Consider the following 16,708-nt stretch of genomic DNA (forward strand, 5'->3'; position numbering starts at 1 on the left):
ATCCACCAAGTAACGCAGGGCGTGCGCTGTGAGAGCTCCAGCTTTCTCTATTCAATAAACAAAGAGGCGCTACAATTTGCAGCGCCTCTTACTTAAGCATCAAAAAAGTTCGACAATGTTACTCGTCTGAACCAGGATGAAAGATCATCTCAGTACTCCAAGAAGTGTTTCGTCGTTCTAACGGAACCTAGTTACGATTGGGTTAATTGTCTAGTAACAATCACCGGAAGTGGCCGAGCTAGAAGGTTGATTTAGTCTAAGTGGTTTTCATTGACCTGCATGAAGGGGGGTGTGACCTTGCTTCCTTCGTTCGCAAGCGTCCTCATTTCTTGTAGCTGCTGGGTGAGCTCCTCACTTGGCGTATTTAAGTAAGTCCAGCAGCTAAAAACCGTTTCTCCGGGTTTAAGCAGTTGTTCTGCAATCGAAATTTGCTCTATGGCTTCGCCATGTTCGCCCAGCGCCATTTGAGCCAAGCCTAGACATTGTCTTGCATTAACAGACAGGCTTGAGTTGTGAGCTTCTGCTCGCTCGATAATGTTGTGCAAGAGCTCAATGGGCGGTTCTCCGTCAATAGCCCACGTTGCCATAGCGCGATTAAACAGGTTCTCAACCACGTATTCGGATGGGTCAGAGGTGGAGAACTTATCAATATACTCAAGTGCTTGGTGGAATTGCCCAGAGGCGACTAAGCACAAAATAGCGTAGTTGCGAACTTGTGTCCTCTGATCGGTAGGCATTCCGTTGAAGTTGGACAGCGCCAAAAGTCGTTGGGCACAAAGTGGTGTCGCTTCACGCCACAACATTAGATTCGAAACGACTGATAGCAATATGGCGAATTGCTCGTCTGGACGATCTAGGGCGACCGATACAGCGGCCAACCATTCCTCAGAAAGCTCTTTCAAAACTTGAATTGCAGGAATGAGTTCGAAGACAGTTGCCGTCTTTGACCGCAAAACCGCTACCAAGTCAGCGAAAGAATCCCTAGTACTATCGGAGGATGATAGGGATTTTACTCCTCGGATCAGCAGTGCCCTATCAATCTCGTGGCCACAATCAATAGCAATGCTGAGCGCTTCGATCTCTTCGGACTGATCGCCAAGAGCGTCGAATGCTTGAGCTGCCAAAAATCCTACTTCCCCGTCATTAGGGTGAAGGAATAAGATATTGCGTGTTTGTTCGTGCAGTCGTTCGCGTTTCTCTACATTTCCTTGTTGCCTTGCTATATCTAGTTCGGAAGGAACTAAGCTAAGAGTGTATAGAGCTCCTTCTCGATCTGCTAAATTTCTGCCGACGATCTTAAGCCGCAGTTCATCCAGCTCTCGCGATAGTTTGGACTTTGGTCGAGCAATCGAAAAAGGGCTCTTTGAGAGAATATCAAGACTTTGATAGTGGTGAATTGTGGTTGAGAATTCTTGGCTTTTGTTCAGTTTTTCCGAGGCATCATGAAGTAGTTCCGCCAGTATTCCTTTCTCGTCGTCCAAGTCTGGAACGTTCGTGGGAGTAATGTGCAGGTCAATTTTTGAGTGCCTATTATGGTTTTCATCGCGAATGCTTTTCACAATCGGAGTGAGGCCTGTGATATTAGAATCATTTGGCAAAAACATAATACTCACGGCATCAGGTAGATGACGCGTGCAAATTCCTCCAACATCAGTGTGTCCAGTCCTGCTATCAATGAGGACGTAGTCAAATCCATGTCCTTTGTATTGTGCCCACTGCTGCTTCATGTCTTCAAAGAAGAGATAACCATCTTGCTGTTCGTACAGGGTGCTCCAGTCGATGGAATTCAAGTCTTCTGTATAGCTGTCATCAGAATGGCGTCCTGCTGGCATCACCCAAATCGGGTTATTTTTGACATCACATTCAACGATGAACTCCTCACAGTTCGGAGCGATACCAGTGTTGCGATACGACGAAACGTAGTCCACCAACCCTTGCGAGCTCTGGGCATTCTGAAAGATATCAAAACTAGGCAGGCTGGGGGCTTCTAGATCAAAGTCAACCGCGAGCACTTTTCTACCAGATTCAGCAAGCATCGCGGCAATGTTGACCAGAGCCAAGGTTCTACCGACTCCCCCTTTGTAGGAGTAGAATGTTACGACGTACATTATGCGGCCTCGAGTTGTCTACTGTGGCTTGGTCTCAGAGAAAAGCTGCGTGCTCTCTGGCGTGTTGCTTCAGAAATCTCTGTGCGGAAGACCGAGGTCCAAGACTGAGCATTTTTGACAACCAAGTCTTCCATTAGGGCCCGAAGTTGGTTGTCTAAGGCTTGCCCCTGAATCACTATGCCAGTTTCCCAGCGCTTGATTGACGCGACGCCAATTCCTGTGTGCCTCGCAAATTGAGCTTGCGACATACCCAGTTGTTCGCGCAGCCCTAATATCTCCTTGGGTGTGAGTCTTCCCAGAAAATTACAGACTGCCTCATGCTTTATTGTTTCGGCACCTTCTGCAAAGTATCCGTCATCACAAGAATCGCATTCGACCACTGGTACGCGTACATTCAAGGTTACCAGTCTATCCCCGACTCTATAGTCAAATTCATGATCTACCATGGAAATCGCAGCGCCCTCTGCGCCGCAAATCTCACAAACCTGAGTGTGTATTGCAGGTCCATTAAGTGCGTTACCCATATCAGTAGTTCCTTTTCTCACTTACGTGAAAGCTGCGCCCTATCACCTTGTTTTCTGCGATCTCCAGCTTGATGTAGATGCTTTCATTATGGTTTCCCGGAACAAGCATCACATACCCCGTTTTTCCAGGTGGCTTGTCCAGCGTCATAACTTCGACATTGACGCCGTCATCTAGGCATTGAGCAATGAACTCCCAAGCTCCCGCGTTGGTAAACGCGTCAATTGTGCCCGGTACGCAAATGGTTTCCGGTGACCATCGGTTTGGCCTCTTTCTCGTCCAAGTTTCGGTCCGTGTCCGGGTCGAGCGGCATAGTCTGGCGAGTTGCTTGCGTATTTCGTCAGGCACTGCCATTCCAAAATTCTCGTTCGCTGAGATGTTCTTTGGCATCATATGATACCGACCTTATTGGATGTCAACTGCATTCTTTGCTCTGAGTTTTAACTATTCAGAAAACACCTCTAACAAGAAAAGAGAGCACGATCACTTTATTTATGGGAGAATTGGCCTTCTTTTTCGCTTGGGAAAACATTGAGTTATCGATCGTTGCTCATTTACCTGTACTGTATTCAGCCCAATACCGGAAAGAAGGTCGTCATATGATTCCGTCACTTCCTCTTCTGAAATCTCAGGCCCATCTCCGGATAGAGAAAGCAACTCAACCAGTCTGATTTGTAGCTCCCGGACCAGCATCATGTCGTTTTGGTCGCCGTCGCGTGCTTCGCCATAGGCGTTGGCATCTAGTGGGTTTTGGCCAGGACGCCCATAGAGGCCAATGCGCTCTCCTATTCTGGCGAACTGCGCTTCAGCTTGGGTCACTGTGTTCAGAAATGCTCGTTTTTCCTTTCGATCTGTGGCGGAATGGTAGCCAGCCCACGCTTCAGCACGTACCTGCCGAAGTGAGGACACACTCTCCATCACGAAATCGCGCGGCTGCATGGATACGGCTTCTTTGCGCAAGTCTTCCAGCAGTCTCTGCTTCCACCTGTAGGCAGTGTCGACCGAAATGCCGAATGCGTCCGCAATAGCTTTGCCGGAATAGTTCTGCATCAACATCGGGTGAAGCAACTGCCTGACGATCTCCCATTGTTGCTCAGAGCGTAGGCGACCAGATTGCCGGACCATTGCGGCGGGTGATTGTGCACATTCAGTATCGGGTTGGACTTGGTCAGGCGCTGGGTTGGGCTGCACAGTCATGTTGACACCTTTCGGACTAATGGGGGGGTATTTGCGGCGTTAACGGGCATTGCAGTTCAGAATTGCACCCGGGTTCAAATGTCGATGTCCAAACGGGCGATGATCCAGCCCAATGCGAAGAACGCCGGATAGAACAACAACCAGCCCCCATAAGTCAGGTAGTGGACTAGCGACTTTTCTTGTTCGTGAATGACACAGACCATCGCGTCCACGTCACCGCCTAGCGCATCGCGGTTTCGGCTGGGTACAATGAGTTTCTGGTAAGTCACTCTTCCGATCATCAAATAGAGGATCGTGACAAGGGCAATAACGACTGAAGCAATACTCATTGGTCTGTTTTCCTATTGCGGTTGGTGTTTGGTTCGGCCTGTTTGGGATGTCTTTTGATGATGGCCAGGATGGCGTCACTCTCCCACGTACCGGGGTCTGCAAAGAGGTGTTCGTGAAGGTGACCAAACACAGGGTGGTCTATGTTCGCGTCGGCTGAGGTTCGCAGGTAATGCGAGAGTTCTGGCCCGTCTGAGCGTGCAGCAGGAAAACCCGCGCGCCAGTCACGCAGGACACGCCATATGCTCGCCGGAGGCGCGTCTAAGAGCGGGCTGGCGGGTGTTATTTGGGTCGGGTCAGCAGCAGCGTGTTCATAGGCCTCTAGAAGCGCGTGTAGCCGCTCCATATCCATCTGCTCTGCGATGCCAAGGCGTTCTTCCAGCCGGGAAAGTGCGTCTTCAGCAATGCCAATGTCTTCCCGGTTAGGGTCGAACCGATAGCCGAGGAAATCCAAAGGAGTGGCGTCGGCATATTCGGGTTCACACATCGCAAGCGGACCAGCAGGGCACCGTTCAAGATGAGCGGCCAAGGTATCTGCCATCGCCCGAGTTCCGGCAGGTGTACGCGCCGCAATGACGATGTTGTCAAAGCAGATCATAACCTTTGCGTCTGCGCTATCCGACAATCCGACAAGCAGATGCGCGAGAACAACACCGGAGGCCGGGGAGCCTTGCATAAGGCCCTTTGGCCCGCTTACATTGTGATCAGTCTCATATATACTCCCAGAAGAACCAAAATCCTGTTTAGCCTGCGAAGCATTGTCGGGATGGTGGGTCACTGAAAAGCATAGGCTTCTAGTATCAAGTGCTCGGCGGGTCACCTCCTGTGGCAATGGTAGGGAATACAGGGCATCCGGGTTGATGCTCTGATAGCAGTCAATCACGTCAGTCTTGGCTAGGTGGACGTACCCGGATTTCTGAAGCTGTTTGAGTTGTATGGCGAGGTCATCGCGGCTTGCGCCGGGGATGCCGAACAGCGTGCCGTTGGGCGCGGTCTGTTGGCTGATTACTTCCCGGATCATATAATGAGCGGCCTTCAATGCTGGCGGCAATATGCAGATAGGACGCGAAGACCCGTCGGGTTTGGTCTTCGGATACCATCTGATGGACGGATAGTCGGTCGCCCAAGCGTCCACCTGCCTGCTTAGCTTTCGGACGTCATCCGGGTAAGTATCCCCGCCCAACGCCTTGTATGCAGAGACAAGCTTAACATGAGGTGACCGGAGGAAATTACGGATAACCGGTGTAAGGCGTTTCCCGGACGCAGTGGCGGAACGGATTGCATTGGCCCGTTCGTGGTAGACGTCATAGGCTCGCCCAATTTCTCGGGACCATGCCCGGTCGATGTCCGAATTTGAACCCGGGTGCATGTTTGCCACGCGCTGGGCGATGCGTATTTCACAGGTTTCAGACATGGTAGTTTGCACCCGGGTTCAATTTTGCTTCTATGGGAAAATGAATGTCGCTATCAGCGGGCGTTTTCACGCATCTCTGAAAGCTTGTTCAGATTGCGCAAAAATTCTTTGCCGAAGAAGCGGGCGTTTATGAGGATGTCCCCCAATTCAATCAGTGATGGGTTGGGAGCCGGTGTGTTTGGGTCATCAGCGTCTGCCTGTAATTGCAGCAGGAGATTGCTGATAATGCCGATGAACTTGGCGACATCCTCCTGCAGTTGGTCATTTTTCTGATCAATCAGGTTGGCAACTGGGGGCGAAGTGGCAGTCATGTGGTCTATTCCGTGTTTTAGTTGGATTGGCCTGACAGGTAGGGATTGGTTTGAACCCGGGTTCAATCTGCGGGTTCAAACGTGAATTGGCAGACCTGTTTCAACTCTGTTTCGCCGGTGCTGAAAGTCGTCTGAACGGGAAAAACTGCGTGTTTTTCGAGTTGGATTTTGAGGCCTTCTGAGACCCGGACGGCGGTTCCGTGATTGAACACGATAAACTTCTCCTGCGCTCCGCTTGGAACGCGGAGGCGATATTGCCGTCCCCGCACCAAGGTTGCCAAGTATTCATTTGGTTGCATCGTCTTACTCCTTAACGGCTATTTGCGCTTCCAAATGCGCGGGTGACATTGCTGGCGCTGTTTTGCGGCGCGGACTTGTCGCCCAGTGAGATACCAAGACGATTTTCGATGTCCTTCCGACGTTCACTGCGCTGATCTTTTTGGGCATTTTTCTTTTCCCGCCCAGCGCGATCATGGCTGACACCGAACGCTGCTGCTGCGTTTCGTTGGGCAGTAATCTCGGTTGTTTCAGGTTTGGGCTTTTCCGGGTTGTCACTTGCGCGAGTTGCCAATCCCCAATTGTATTTTAGGGAATTGAACCCGGGTGCATCGGTTTTTTTCGATGACATGACTATCTCCAATACTGTTGGTTGAACTTGGGTTAGCCGCGAGCGTCCGCGAACGCTTGCATTGCGGCTTCCACCTCATCGACGATCCAGTAGGACCGGCGACCAATCTTTACGGGCGGCGGAAAAACCCCCTTCTTTATCATCCGGTAAATGTTGGGGCCGCTAAGGGGGTACGTTTCGGTCAATTGCCGAAGGGTGTTGTATTTGTGTTTTGGGGACATGCTGAACGCTTCCGTTTTGGTCTGTCTGCGTTCAGTGGTATCTGGTTGATAAATGTTTTAAAACAATTAGTTACAATTCACTTGTACTAGTGAATTTGCTATTTCCTCTCTCTTTCATATTCGTTGAGCCAATTTGAAATGGTTCCGTCTTTGGGATCAAATCCATGTTTATTCAAAGTATCTCGGATGATCCCTGCTTGTGCCTTGCGGAGTTTTTTCTCGAAAAAGTCAGTGCGTCCGATTTCTTCAATTTTTGCCACCGCGATTTGACGCCACTTGTCGGCATTTTCTTTCTTTTTCTGGTTGTGCTCCGCTCTTGCTTTACTCAATTCACTTTTGGGGTGATTGTTCCGTTGCACGGTTTGCCTAATCGCATTGAAATGCTGTTTCCGAAACTCGATTTCTTGGTAGTCTCGGCCAGCGGAAAACGCACAGTCTAGTGCATGTTCCACTGCGCTTCGGTGTTCTGTCGGGATGCTCTCGATAGCCTTATAGGCGTCAGTAAGTTGGTCTGAAATTGAGGCCAAAATTAGAGGTCTGGAGTAGGCTCCGCCCTCGGGATCACCATCAAGATTTGCTTCATCATAAACTTCTTCTATCAGAACTGTCTTACGAGGTAGCTCTTCAACTAAAGCTGCAATACGGTGGCCAACTTCTTTTGGGTCGAAATCGCTAAAGTTCTGTGTCAGGTCAAAGGCTAGTCTTGGTTCTTCGTGCAATGGATCGACATCGTTCTCCTCGGTCCACTTCTCGTCCTTGATAAAAATAGTCCGTTCAATGCGTTTATCGTTCATTTTGCCACCAACTTTAGAACGTCTGCACTCTGTCCGGTCAAAAGCTGTGCCCAGCGCTCCATGAGAACACGACGTTGTTCAAGGAAGTCTGTTCTGCGGTAGGTGCGTTCCACCTTGCTGCCGGTCTCGTGGGCAAGCGCCATTTCAGCGACTTCGCGGGGCGTGTCTGTAGCCTCTGCGCACCATGTCCGGAAGCTGGACCGGAACCCGTGGGGCCGTGCCTCTAGTTCCTTGCGCTCCATCAGGCGGGACATGGTGGCGTCTGAGATTACGCCCTTTTTGACATTTGGAAACAGGTAGCCGTCCCTTTCGAACGCTGCGGCTTGTTCAATGATGCGCTGGGCCTCACTGGACAGGGGTACATGAAATTCTTTGCCGGTCTTCATCTTATCTGCCGGTATTATCCAAGTGCCGTCGTGCAGTTCGTCCAGATGAATGAACCGTAGCGGCTTGGACCGTACCGCAGTGAGGATTAGCAACCGAAATGCGAGATGTGTGACCGATCCGTCATCAAGGCTTTCATAGAATGCAGGAACTTCTCCCCATGGCATCGACGGTATGTGCTTGCGCACTTGTCGGGATTTGCCAAGCAGGGCTTTCGCCTTCATCGTAGCTTGCAGGTCCACATCAAGCCCCATGGCTGCACCGTGCCGGAAAACGATGCCCAAACGGTCCATCGCCTTCTTCGCGGTCTCACCTTTGGAATGCCAGATAGGGGCGAGGGTGTTTTTTATGTCCTGTTGATCAATCTCTTCAATCGGCACATTGCCAAGTTTGGGGAGGACGTGAAGCTGAAGCGGTGAGAACCAGCGTCCAGCCTTGCCGTCGCCCTTTAACTCAGCCTGACGCGCCGCAAAGGCCTCCTTCGCGACTACTGTTAGTGTGTGATCAGCTTTAGCAGCTTCCCGGCGTATCCGTTCCCGTTCTTTGATCGGGTCTTTTCCCTGACGGGCGACGGCCCGCCATTTCTCAGCCTCTTCGCGGGCTTCTTTCAGGGAGACGGCAGACAAGGCACCCAAGCCCATCTCTCTGCGACGCCCATGAACATGAACCCGAAGGAACCACTTGCCGCCATCTCCATCTTTTTTGTGCAGCCACAGGCCTCCGCCGTCCGAGTATTTGCCGGGTTGCGCATTCTTTACCTGCAATGATGATAGCTTGTTGAGTGCTGGCATTGGTCCACCCTATGGTCCACCTTTTTCTTTGAGGCACAGTGAACCACTCTGACGCGGATGGAAACCATATTTTTATGTTTTGCAGCGCTTTAGCTGCATTCTTGAGACAGCCTGAAACGGTCGGAAATGTACGTGTTCAAGTCTTCAATGCATCTCGACCGCACCAACATCCTGAGATCTTTACCCGAAATTGTCAGGTGAGACGGGCGCCCTGTTGGTTGAAGCGATAGGTTCGATCATGGGCGTAGCCGAAATGGACGGATTCACCAGCGTTGACCTGATGCTGGCCGAACAGGCGCGCGGTTATCTGGTGGTCTTGCATCATCGCGATCACGTTTGTGTCTCCACCCAGATGCTCAACATGGGTCACGTTTGCGGTCAGGGGGCCTTCGTCGGATAAGTACAAGTCCTCTGGGCGGATGCCCAATGTTGTGTCCGCGCTGTCGCCGATTACGCTGGCGGGGAAGAAATTCATCGACGGAGCGCCAAGGAAACCCGCGACGAACTGGTTGGCGGGGTTATTATATAGCTCCATCGGGCTGCCAACCTGTTCAACGCGCCCGTCGCGCAGGACGACGATCTTGTCGGCGAGTGTCATCGCCTCGGTCTGGTCGTGGGTGACGTAGATCATCGATGCATCGAGCTGCTGATGCAGGTTGGCGATTTCCAGTCGCGTATTCATACGCAGGGCGGCGTCCAGATTGGATAAAGGTTCGTCAAACAGAAACAGTTTGGGTTCACGCACGATGGCACGCCCGATGGCGACACGTTGGCGCTGGCCGCCTGACAGTTCTGAGGGGTAACGGTCGATATAGGGCTCAAGGTTCAGCATCTTGCTGGCCTTGGCGACGCGTTCTTCGATGACCTGCTTGCTCTGGCCTTCCTGTTTCAGTGCCAGCGACATGTTCTTGCGCACATTCAGGTGGGGATAGAGTGCATAGCTTTGGAACACCATCGCGATGCCGCGTTTCGAGGGGGGCGTAAGGTTCATCACCTCTCCGCCAATGCGCACTTCGCCCGAGGTCACGTCCTCCAGCCCCGCGATCACGCGTAGCAGGGTGGACTTGCCGCAACCCGAGGGGCCGACGAAAACGACGAACTCGCCATCTTCCACTTCGATGTTGATATCCTTAAGGACTTCGACTGTTCCGAAGGACTTGTTCACGTTTGTCAGCGTCAGGGCGGTCATGTGCGTGCCTCTTTCAGCGAAATGGGTTGGCCAGTGCGGATGCTTTCATCGGCAGCTAGACAGATGGCCAGCGATTGCACGGCGTCGTTCATATGGCGGGTCAGGTCGATGTCTTCAGTGATCGCACGCAACATATAGGCTTGCTCGGCGTCACAGAGTTCCTGATGGCCGGGTTCATCGGGCATGTCGATTGTCTGATCGCCTTCAGGGCGGTGAACCAGAAGGCCGCCGACCTTGGTGTGTCCGTCGATATCGGCGGATGCGCCCTTGTTTCCATCGGTGATCGAGACCGAGCCGTTGGGCGACACGATGTCTTTCACGAAGAACGCAGTTTCGGACATCATCGGGCCCCAACCAGCCTCATACCAGCCGACCGAGCCGTCCTCGAAGACCACCTGAAACTGGCCGTAGTTGTACATGTCTTCGGCGATCTCATCGCTTAGGCGCAGGCCCATGCCGTGGACTCGCACGGGGTCGGAGTCAGTGATCTGACACATCACGTCGACATAATGCACACCGCAATCGACGATGGGCGAGGTGGTCTGCATCAGAGCTTTGTGTGTTTCCCACTCGGCCCCGCTGCTTTGTTGGTTGAGATTCAGTCGGAAGACGTAAGGCCCGCCAAGGTCGCGCGCCTCGGCGATCAGGCGCATCCACGAAGGATGGTGGCGCAGGATGTAACCGATCACCAGTTTGCGGTCGGTTTCAATGGCCTTTTCGACAACGCGCTTGGCATCTGCCACAGTGGTCGCTAGCGGCTTTTCGACAAATACATGCGCCCCGGCCTCCATCGCCGCGCAGGCGAAATCGGCGTGGCTGTCGGAGTAGGTCGCCACGACCACCAGATCGGGCTTGGTCTCTGCCAGAGCGGTGTGAAAATCCGAATAGGCCGGATAGATCGACAGATCTGGATGATCCACGCGACCGGATCGGTTCACCAACCCAACAATCTGCGCGTCCGGGTGATGATGGTGGGCCAAAGCGTGGCTCAGCCCCATATTGCCGAGGCCAGCGATCAGAACTTTGGTCATTTGACTGCTCCTGAAGTAATGCCGCGGATCAGCTGGCGCGAGAAGATGACGTAGAGCACTAGTACCGGCAGGATTGCCATGCTGAGTGCCGACAGAACCGCGTTCCAGTCAGTGACGAACTGTCCGATGAAGACCTGGCTGCCCAGTGTCAGGGTTTTAGTCTCCTCAGCGGGCGCGAGGATCAGCGGGAACCAGAGGTCGTTCCAGATGGGGATCATGTTGAAAACGGCGACCGTTGCCATGGCGGGGCGGACCAGCGGCAGAACCAACCGGAAGAAGATGGTGTATTCGGACAGCCCATCGACGCGGCCTGCGTTCTTCAGGTCGTCTGAGACCTGTCGCATGAATTCGGACAGTATGAACACGGCTAGCGGCAGCCCTTGTGCAGTATAGACAAGGATCAGCGCCCAGAGGGTGTTCACCAACCCGGTGGCAACCATCATCTCAAGTATCGCAACAGTGCCGATGCGGATCGGGATCATGATCCCAAGGGCCAGATAGAGGCCCATCAGGGTGTTGCCTTTGAACTTGTACTCGCTCAGGGCAAAGGCAGCCATGGCGCCAAATAGCAGAACGAAGGCCAGCGACACCACGGTCACGATCAGCGAGTTCTGGAAATAAAGGAAGAAATCCCCTTGTTTCATCACCGTCTGGTAACCGATCAGCGAGAAGCTTTCGGCATCGGGCAGGGCGAGTGGCTCGCGGAAAATCGAGCGTCGGGTTTTGAAGCTGTTGATGATGATCACGAAGACCGGGAAGAGGGCAATCAACGTGTAGAGGATCAGCGCCCCGTGCATGGCGGCCGTGTTCAGCGGGTTATGGCGTGCTTTGTTCATGCGTTCACCCTCACAGCTGATACCGGCGCATCCGGGTCTGGATGCCGAAGAGGTAGATGCAGACACCCACAAGGATGATCGCGAACATGGCGCCAGCGATGGCGGAGCCCATATGCGGGTCGCCCAGTTGCAGTTGGAAGCCAAAGAAGGTGCGGTACATGAAGGTGCCTAGGATATCGGTTGAGAAATCCGGCCCTGCCAGCGCACCTTGCGAGACGTAGATCAGGTCGAACGCGTTGAAATTGCCGACGAATGTCAGGATCGAGATGATGCCAATCGAGGGAATGATCAACGGCAGCTTGATCTTCCAGAACGCCGAAGCGCCAGTGATGCCGTCTATTTCTCCAGCTTCAAGGATCTCTTCGGGGATCGACAGCAGGGCGGCGTAGATCAACATCATCGGGATGCCGACGAATTGCCAGACCGAGACAAGTGCCAGTGTCGTCAGCGCGTATTCTTCCTTGCCCAGCCATGGTGCAAACAGCGACTTCAGACCAATGGCGTCCAGCATTGAAGGTGCGATGCCCCAAAGCGGGGACAATATCAGCTTCCACGCGAAACCGACGATCACAAAGCTCAGAATGGTCGGAATGAAGATCGCGGACCGATAGAGCGCGGCAAACCGCAAGCGTGGATGCGACAGAAGCGCGGCCAAAGCGATGCCGATGGGGTTCTGAACCAGCATGTGGATCAGGAAGAACCAGAAGTTGTTGCCCAAAGCGTTCCAGAACTGCTCGGACCAGATCGGATCGAAGAACAGGGTGCGGAAATTCTGCAAGCCCACGTAGATACGTGTCTGATCAACCTCGGAGAACAGTGCGAGGCGCAGTGTGTTGAACAAGGGGAAGATCATCACTGCCGTGTAGACCAGCACCGCAGGGGCGAGGAAAACGGCAATGTGCCAGCGTATGCGGCGGGTCTGCATGGGAATCTCCGGGGGAAAGGTCCGGACGCGACGCGGTAGCCGCGTCCGGTGTGAGTGGCCTAGTTGTTACTGATGCGGTGCGTACCAGCTGGCCAGACCGTCTTGCAGTTGCTGACCCAGCGCTTCGGGTGTCTCGGCACCCTTGATGGCTGCAACGGATGCACCCCAAGTCTCGTTTTCTAGGTTCGGTGTGCCGCGCGACAGGATTTGGTAGGTCGAGCGGATTGTGCTTTCGCACTCATCCCGCCAACCGACGATTTCCTTAGCCAGTGGGTCTTCCAACTCGACCGGAGTGCTGGACAGCGGGAAGAAGCCGGGTAGGGCGTTACCGAAGATGCTGGCGAACTCCGGGCTTGCGACCCAAGCCAGGAAGGTGCGCGCAGCTTCCTGGTTCTCGCTCGCCGCGTTCATGCCGATGCCGATATCGGTGTGGTCCGAAATATAGCAGGTGTCGCCCGCGTTCTGGACCGGTGGCTTAAAGGCGCCCATTTCGAAATCGGCCTGCGTGTTGAAGCCCGAGATTTCCCAGCTGCCTGCTGGATAGACCGCTGCACGACCCAGCGTGAACAGGTTCTGGCTGTCGGGATAGGTTTGCGCTTCATACCCGTCGCCGAGATAGTCGGCCCACTTGGCCAGTGTCGCATACGGGGCGACCCACTGGGGGTCGGTCAGCTTCTGCTCGCCTTTGATCAGCGCCTGACGACCTTCTTCACCCTTCCAGTAGTTCGGGCCGATGTTGTTATAGCCCATCGTTGCGGCTTCCCACTGGTCATTGGTGCCCATCGCCATCGGGATATAGGTACCGTCTTCCTTGATCTTATCGAGGGCGGCAAAGAACTCAGCTTCGGTAGTTGGAACTTCGATGCCCAACTCATTGAACGCATCTTTGTTGTAGATGAAGCCGTGAATCACTGACGCCATCGGGACGCAGAAACTGGCTGAACCGTCATCGGTTTGCCACGCAGATTTGGCCACGTCCGAGAAGTTTCCCATGGCCTCAAGATCAGACAGATCGGTCAGGTGCCCCGACTCGTATAGCGCAAGCGAGGCATCAAACGGACGGCAGGTAATCAGATCGCCAGCCGATCCGGCCTCGAGCTTTGAGTTTAAGACAGCGTTGTATTCTGCCGGTGCAGAGGGCGAGAATATTACTTTGATGCCGGGATTCTCGGCCTCGAACGCCGGAATGATCTTTTCCTGCCACAACGCCAGATCGTCGTTTCGCCAACTTTCGATGGTCAAAGTGGCCTCTTGCGCATAGGCGCTTGTGACCAGCGCCGTGCTCATCATGGCAAGGCTCAGAACTTTGCGTGTCATTTGATATCTCCCAGGTTGATGGTTTCTTGGTTTTGTTTCATCCGCTCCAGCGCAGGGCGGAGGTGATCGTCGGTGTTGCTTAGCATTGCTTGCGCCGCGTCCAGGGACCCTGCGCCTACAGCCAAAAGGGCCGCGCATTTGAGGTTGCCCTCTGCCGCAGTCAACGCCTTTGTAGCCTGCGCGGAGGAAACACCGGTCAACTGACAGACGATCCCGTTGGCTCGGGCACGTAGCTTGTCATTGTCAGCGCGCAAATTGATCATCATGCCGTCCTGAATATGCCCCAGCTCCATCGCCATCAGCGTCGAAAGCATGTTCAGTGCGATTTTCTGCGCTGTACCAGCGCCCATGCGGGTAGAGCCCGAGATCAGTTCAGGTGGTGTCGAAAGCAGGATCGGATGGTCAGAAAGCTGCAACAGTTCGGTGCCCCCGTTATTGGCAATGCCGATAACTGTGGCACCTCTGTCCCGCGCGATCCGCGCTGCTGCGGTTGTGTACGGTGTGGTTCCGCTGGCCGAGACGGTGATCAAGGTGTCTTTGGCAGAAAGATCGGCCAGGTCTCGGGCAAGGCTGTCGGTGGCATCTTCGACATCTCCCGGCATCTCTACCCCTGAGGGCAATCCACCTGCCATGTGGATGCGAATCTGGCGGGCTGGTATCGAAAAAGTTCCCCCCAGTTCCAGCGCATCCGAGGCGGCCATCAATCCGGAAGAGCCTGCCGCCAAATAGCGCAAAACCCCGCCCGATCGGATGGATTGCGCCATAGCTTTTGCGCCTGCGCAGAGGGTGGGCAGCGAGGAAAGCGGGGCAGCGGCAGCGTCGGCTTGCGAGCGGGCCAGCAGCTCGGCCACTTCAGTCAGCGGTCGGGCGTCAAGTCCGATCGCGTCTTGATGTAGCTGTTCGGTAACTGGCTTGGTCACGTGATTCTCCCCCGAGATTTTGAATATCATACCTTTTAGATACCATTAGTCTACCATTTTATTTTTACGCCCACTATTTTCAAGATTTAGGCGACTATTACTGCATTATTGCGTAATTTGGTCTTCAAAATTAGAAATAGGTATTATAAAGGTATCTCCATGAGTCGCCCTTCTGATACCATTGTGCTGGCCGCTGATGGCGGTGGAACACGCTGCCGTCTTGCTGTTTCAGACGGCTCTGCGGTTCAGTGTGTCGAGGTTGGTGCGGCAAATGTATCAACCGATTTTGACGCAGCCTGCGCTGAGTTGATGCACGGAATTGCTGCTTTGGCCCGACGTGCCGGACTAGAGGCAACTCAAATCGCTCGTGCGCCAGCCTACTTGGGGCTGGCCGGTATCACGGGGCGCGCGCTGGCTGATCGGCTGGCAGAAAAGCTGCCATTTGACCATGTTCTGATTGAAGATGACAGGCCCGCCGCATTACGTGGTGCGTTGGGCTCGAAAGACGGTTTCGTAGCGCATTGCGGAACGGGTTCTTTTCTGGCGGTCCAGAATGGGGATCGCAGGTCATTTGCCGGGGGCTGGGGACCTGTTCTCGGGGATCAGGCCTCGGCGCAATGGGTTGGGCGGCGGGCTTTGGCCTGTACGCTTGACTTTGTGGACGCTCTGAAGCCTGCGTCTGAATTGGCGGACAGCCTGTTGTCGCGTTTTGATGGCGCTGCTGGGATTGTCAGGACCGCCTCCAAGATGTCGCCTACCGAGTTCGGAGCGCTGGCGCCTGTTGTCACGCAACACGCAAAGCAAGGAGATGCGCTTGCGCTGTCGATCATGGAGGATAGTGCACAATATCTGACAGATCAGATGTTGGCGATGGGCTGGATGCCCGGCCTTTCGATCTGCCTGACCGGCGGCATCGGCCCGCAATACGCGGAATTTCTTCCCGCACAGATGCAACAGGAATTGGCCGACCCGCTGGGCGATCCGTTGACCGGTGCCATCGCGTTGGCCCACGCCTTTCAAAAGGAGACCCGACATGAGCGTTGCTGACTTCTTGCGGCCCGAGGGTTGGCTGGGTCAGACTGCCGGTCCGCGTTACGTGCAGTTGCGGCAGCGGCTGGAGCAGGGGATCGAAGAGGGTATTCTGGCCCCGAACAGTTCACTCCCGCCCGAGCGCGAGATTGCCGAACTGACGGACCTGTCGCGGGTGACGGTCCGCAAGGCGATTCAGGAACTTGTGCGCAAAGGCGCGATTGAACAGCGGCAAGGCTCGGGATCATTCGTGCGTCAAGCGGTTGCACGGGTTGAGCAGTCGCTGTCGCACCTGACCTCGTTCACCGAAGACATGGAGAGGCGCGGTTTTGAAACGACTTCAACCTGGTTGGAGCGCGGAATATTCCTGCCGTCACCTGATGAGATGCTGGCGCTGGGCCTATCGGCGAGTGATCAGGTCGCCCGCATTCATCGTCTGCGCGCGGCTGGCGGGCGACCGATGGCGCTGGAACGCGCGGCGTTGCCGCTGGATATATTGCCCAACCCGACTGAGGTTACCGGATCTCTCTATGCCTTTCTCGAACACTCAGGCAATCGTCCGGTGCGCGCGATCCAGAAAATCTCAGCCATCAATCTCGAAGCGACCGAGGCCGGTTTGCTGGACGTTGCCGAAGGTACGGCAGGGCTGCGCATTCAGCGGACCTCATACCTAGAAAGCGGGCGCGTTGCTGAACTTACCCGATCCATCTATCACGGCGATGCCTACGATTTCGTGGCAGAGCTGCGTCTGTCAACCTGAAAGG

19 protein-coding genes are annotated in these 16,708 nt (G+C 54.2%); 2 read left to right on the plus strand and 17 right to left on the minus strand.

Annotated features, from left to right (window positions below; genetic code table 11):
• Positions 1 to 251: 251 nt before the first annotated feature.
• The 17 genes from ACR0MP_RS13855 to ACR0MP_RS13935 form a co-directional block, all read right to left on the minus strand.
• A complete protein-coding gene (locus tag ACR0MP_RS13855) occupies positions 252 to 2,108 on the minus strand; it encodes a tyrosine-protein kinase family protein (RefSeq protein ID WP_480886092.1) in 1,857 nt (618 codons plus the stop codon).
• On the minus strand, positions 2,108 to 2,632 hold the full coding sequence (locus ACR0MP_RS13860) for a type II TA system antitoxin MqsA family protein (RefSeq protein ID WP_480886090.1): 525 nt from the start codon (positions 2,630 to 2,632) through the stop codon (positions 2,108 to 2,110). Before ACR0MP_RS13860 ends, ACR0MP_RS13855 begins: the two co-directional genes overlap by 1 nt.
• Before the next feature lies 1 nt (position 2,633).
• A complete protein-coding gene (locus ACR0MP_RS13865; protein ID WP_480886088.1) occupies positions 2,634 to 2,984 on the minus strand; it encodes a hypothetical protein in 351 nt (116 codons plus the stop codon).
• Positions 2,985 to 3,122: 138 nt separating this feature from the next.
• Positions 3,123 to 3,827 (minus strand): helix-turn-helix domain-containing protein, encoded by a 705-nt coding sequence (locus ACR0MP_RS13870; protein WP_480886086.1) that lies wholly within the window; start codon positions 3,825 to 3,827, stop codon positions 3,123 to 3,125.
• Between the two features lie 74 nt (positions 3,828 to 3,901).
• Entirely contained in the window at positions 3,902 to 4,156 is a 255-nt protein-coding gene (locus ACR0MP_RS13875) for a hypothetical protein (RefSeq protein ID WP_480886084.1), read from the minus strand.
• Positions 4,153 to 5,568 carry an RNA-dependent RNA polymerase family protein gene (locus ACR0MP_RS13880; RefSeq protein WP_480886082.1) on the minus strand — a complete coding sequence of 472 codons (1,416 nt, stop codon included), beginning with the start codon at positions 5,566 to 5,568 and terminating at the stop codon, positions 4,153 to 4,155. The genes ACR0MP_RS13875 and ACR0MP_RS13880 overlap by 4 nt, the downstream gene beginning before the upstream one ends.
• 53 nt (positions 5,569 to 5,621) lie before the next feature.
• The gene (locus ACR0MP_RS13885) at positions 5,622 to 5,879 is read right to left on the minus strand and encodes a hypothetical protein (RefSeq protein ID WP_480886080.1); all 258 of its coding nucleotides are present in this window, start codon (positions 5,877 to 5,879) and stop codon (positions 5,622 to 5,624) included.
• Positions 5,880 to 6,189: 310 nt separating this feature from the next.
• Positions 6,190 to 6,507 carry a hypothetical protein gene (locus ACR0MP_RS13890; protein ID WP_480886078.1) on the minus strand — a complete coding sequence of 106 codons (318 nt, stop codon included), beginning with the start codon at positions 6,505 to 6,507 and terminating at the stop codon, positions 6,190 to 6,192.
• Between the two features lie 32 nt (positions 6,508 to 6,539).
• Positions 6,540 to 6,728, minus strand: a complete 189-nt coding sequence (locus tag ACR0MP_RS13895) for a helix-turn-helix transcriptional regulator (protein WP_480886076.1) — start codon at positions 6,726 to 6,728, stop codon at positions 6,540 to 6,542.
• Positions 6,729 to 6,826: 98 nt separating this feature from the next.
• Complete coding sequence (locus ACR0MP_RS13900) at positions 6,827 to 7,522, minus strand: hypothetical protein (protein WP_480886074.1); 696 nt, start codon at positions 7,520 to 7,522, stop codon at positions 6,827 to 6,829.
• Complete coding sequence (locus ACR0MP_RS13905) at positions 7,519 to 8,697, minus strand: tyrosine-type recombinase/integrase (RefSeq protein ID WP_480886072.1); 1,179 nt, start codon at positions 8,695 to 8,697, stop codon at positions 7,519 to 7,521. The genes ACR0MP_RS13900 and ACR0MP_RS13905 overlap by 4 nt, the downstream gene beginning before the upstream one ends.
• Before the next feature lie 193 nt (positions 8,698 to 8,890).
• The gene (locus tag ACR0MP_RS13910; RefSeq protein ID WP_170405045.1) at positions 8,891 to 9,886 is read right to left on the minus strand and encodes an ABC transporter ATP-binding protein; all 996 of its coding nucleotides are present in this window, start codon (positions 9,884 to 9,886) and stop codon (positions 8,891 to 8,893) included.
• Positions 9,883 to 10,917, minus strand: a complete 1,035-nt coding sequence (locus tag ACR0MP_RS13915; protein WP_170393447.1) for a Gfo/Idh/MocA family protein — start codon at positions 10,915 to 10,917, stop codon at positions 9,883 to 9,885. Before ACR0MP_RS13915 ends, ACR0MP_RS13910 begins: the two co-directional genes overlap by 4 nt.
• Positions 10,914 to 11,753, minus strand: a complete 840-nt coding sequence (locus tag ACR0MP_RS13920; protein ID WP_170393445.1) for a carbohydrate ABC transporter permease — start codon at positions 11,751 to 11,753, stop codon at positions 10,914 to 10,916. Before ACR0MP_RS13920 ends, ACR0MP_RS13915 begins: the two co-directional genes overlap by 4 nt.
• A 10-nt stretch (positions 11,754 to 11,763) precedes the next feature.
• Positions 11,764 to 12,678, minus strand: a complete 915-nt coding sequence (locus tag ACR0MP_RS13925; protein WP_170393443.1) for a carbohydrate ABC transporter permease — start codon at positions 12,676 to 12,678, stop codon at positions 11,764 to 11,766.
• 66 nt (positions 12,679 to 12,744) lie between these two features.
• Entirely contained in the window at positions 12,745 to 13,995 is a 1,251-nt protein-coding gene (locus tag ACR0MP_RS13930) for an ABC transporter substrate-binding protein (protein ID WP_170405048.1), read from the minus strand.
• Complete coding sequence (locus ACR0MP_RS13935) at positions 13,992 to 14,915, minus strand: N-acetylmuramic acid 6-phosphate etherase (protein WP_170421117.1); 924 nt, start codon at positions 14,913 to 14,915, stop codon at positions 13,992 to 13,994. The genes ACR0MP_RS13930 and ACR0MP_RS13935 overlap by 4 nt, the downstream gene beginning before the upstream one ends.
• A gap of 159 nt (positions 14,916 to 15,074) precedes the next feature.
• Between ACR0MP_RS13935 and ACR0MP_RS13940 the strand changes: the two genes are divergently transcribed.
• A complete protein-coding gene (locus ACR0MP_RS13940) occupies positions 15,075 to 15,962 on the plus strand; it encodes a BadF/BadG/BcrA/BcrD ATPase family protein (protein WP_170735267.1) in 888 nt (295 codons plus the stop codon).
• On the plus strand, positions 15,949 to 16,704 hold the full coding sequence (locus ACR0MP_RS13945; RefSeq protein ID WP_170393434.1) for a GntR family transcriptional regulator: 756 nt from the start codon (positions 15,949 to 15,951) through the stop codon (positions 16,702 to 16,704). The genes ACR0MP_RS13940 and ACR0MP_RS13945 overlap by 14 nt, the downstream gene beginning before the upstream one ends.
• Positions 16,705 to 16,708: the final 4 nt, after the last annotated feature.

Source organism: Ruegeria sp. K3, assembly GCF_056531845.1.